The 2,573-nt window shown below is 36.7% G+C and carries 2 protein-coding genes; one reads left to right on the forward strand and one right to left on the reverse strand.

Features of this window, described 5'->3' with window-relative positions; translation table 11 throughout:
• On the forward strand, nt 1–609 hold a 609-nt coding region (locus tag BP74_RS20590), incomplete at its 5' end, for a carbohydrate-binding protein (protein WP_496377262.1).
• Between the two features lie 82 nt (nt 610–691).
• On the opposite strand, the gene BP74_RS20595 is transcribed toward BP74_RS20590, so the two are convergent.
• The gene (locus BP74_RS20595) at nt 692–1,906 is read right to left on the reverse strand and encodes an acyltransferase family protein (RefSeq protein ID WP_496377264.1); all 1,215 of its coding nucleotides are present in this window, start codon (nt 1,904–1,906) and stop codon (nt 692–694) included.
• Between the last annotated feature and the right edge of the window lie 667 nt (nt 1,907–2,573).

Here is a 2,573-nt window from a genome sequence, read left to right on the forward strand (position 1 = left end):
GGTGGTGGAAAAGATGTGGGATGGATTGATAATGGTGACTGGATGGACTACAGCATTTCTGCTCCTTCAGCAGGTGCCTATACGGTTAACTTCAGAATTGCCAGTATTTACAGTACTTCCCAGCTGCAAATTAAAAACAGTGCAGGTACTGTCCTCGCTACGGTTAATATTCCCAATACTGGTGGATACCAGGTATGGAAAACGGTCAGCGCATCCATCAACCTTCCGGCAGGCACACAAACCATAAGAATACAATCCTCTTCGGCACAGGGTTTCAATTTCAACTGGTTTGAACTGGTAAGTGCTACCGCCAGTTTAACAACTATGAGCAGTTCACCATCTGTTACAGATACATCTGCAGCTGCTTTGGATCTTTCTCCAAATCCAACAACAGACAAATTTGTATTACAGGTAAATAACACTTTATCGGGAGCCGTGAACGTGCAGGTTATGAATGCAGCTGGCGCCCTGCAAAAGCAATTTAGTTTTTCCAAAACTGCAGGATCAAATCAATTCTATATTTCTATAGGCGATTTACCTGCAGCTACTTATTCAGTTAAAGTATCTATGACTGGCTGGTCTGATTCAGCACAGATCATTAAACAATAAGTTCAGTACCCTTTAGAAAAAATAAATGGCCGGTGAAACACCGGCCTTTATTTTTAGAGAAATCCGATCAATATAGAGTGCCTTATAATTTCTGATTTTTAACTACAGTAAATGCTTTCTTCAATTTCAGGAAATGCTTTTCATACAGTTCATAAGATAACCCTGCCACGATAACAACTAATGTAACAGATAATAAAGGATACAATATTTCAAACACAATGCGGTTATCCCTTGAATACCATTTCATCAAAAAGATCAGTAAAACCTGAATGATAGAAGAGTGCCATACATACATTCCATAAGAATATCTGCCCATTCTTCTTAAAAAAGAATTCTCAAAATTAAAAATGAAATTGCCTGTGGAGGCAGCAAGAATAATATAAGCAAACAATACGGAGGCTACGGTAGAGAAAAAGTATTTATCAATGATGGCGGCCTTGGGCAACACATTGGTGACGTATAAAAAAGCTACAAATAAAACAATCCCTTGTAAAACCTTGTTTTCTACAAAACCTTTTATTTTCCCGTAAAGTTTTTTATTGAAATTAACATACGCTGCAAGGATTCCCATTCCAAATGCATCGAACCAGCAGGTTGTAAAAGTGTAGAGTGGATTTATATGATTATTGGTATGAATAGTGCCGGTTGTGATCAAATAGTCTAGTAAAAATTTTGATCCTATGCCTGTTGCTATAAGACCGAGACTTATGGCCAGGAAATTATCTGCCTTCTTCACCATCCATGGAGCTATCAGGTAAAATTGTTCTTCAATGCAAACAGACCAGTAAAGTTCTATAATGCCTTTGTTGATTGTAGCAAAGATCAACTGAAGATTAATGCTGAAGGTGAAAAGATATATTAGATTAATTGAAGCCGGTGTATCAATTGACAAGCCCAACATCTTAAACACATAGTCTATACCAAGAATAGATAAAAGACCAAATCCAAAATATAAAGGCCAAATGCGCAATATCCTTCTTACATAAAAACTTTTGATCTGGATGGTATGTGTGTACTGCTTTTCAACAAATAACAGGGAGAATATCAAAAATCCACTTAACACAAAGAATAAAGTGACACCGTGAGATCCTAGAGAAGAAACCATCCCTTTTTCTACATTAGAAAGATCTACACCGGGGTTGCCTTTATAATCCGAAAGATGTTGCAACATCACCATTAAAGCAGCAAAAAACCTTATTCCGTCCAGGTTTTTAAAATACACCCTCGGCACGCTGACGCTGGCAGGTTGTGTATTTGGTTTGTTTTCAAATAGAGGCAAGGTTACGGAATTCTCCATACAAATTCAGATGTTAGCTTTAAACCAGGACTTCTACAATAAATGTACGCTACCTAAGATTGTCCTTAACTATGTTCTTTAAGTTGATAATTCAAAAATCTTCGATTTTTCCCAATAATACTCCTTTTTAATAAGGGTTTTTTAGGATCCAATCTCTATTGTCTGCAATAGTCTAATCACAAATCAAACCAGCTCTTGTCTACTTACAAAGCATGTATAATTAAATTTTTTATTGTAATAGTTGTACTATTTAATGCAAGATATTATATTTGTGATCACTGAACTGTTTTTGACACTTTACCCGATATTTAAGAAGAACTAAGTAGGACCTCATCATCTTATAGAAATATCGCCTGGTTCCTCAGGCTTTAGCACTTATCCTTACCATTTTTTCAATCCTGTTGAATTCCGTTTTTGATTTTAATTGTACCCCCTGGATTACTGACGTGTAAATTTTATTTACATGCTATTCGCCTATTGAAACAAAAATTTGGATTTACAGACCCTAACAAGCTGGAAAAATGACAAAACTAACCAGGAACATCTTTCTATTGATGACCTTTTATGTGGCCATTGCTCTACAATCTGCAAGTGCACAAAGTGTTTTAGATCCTAACGACCCGGTGATCACATACGATTCCACCAGGCCTCCTGTTCAACCACCCGA

The organism is Flavisolibacter ginsengiterrae DSM 18136 (assembly GCF_059568575.1).

Bases quoted from the DNA above. Each gene is read 5' to 3' on its own strand.
- BP74_RS20595 (WP_496377264.1), bottom strand. From the start codon at position 1,906: ATGGAGAATTCCGTAACCTTGCCTCTATTTGAAAACAAACCAAATACA.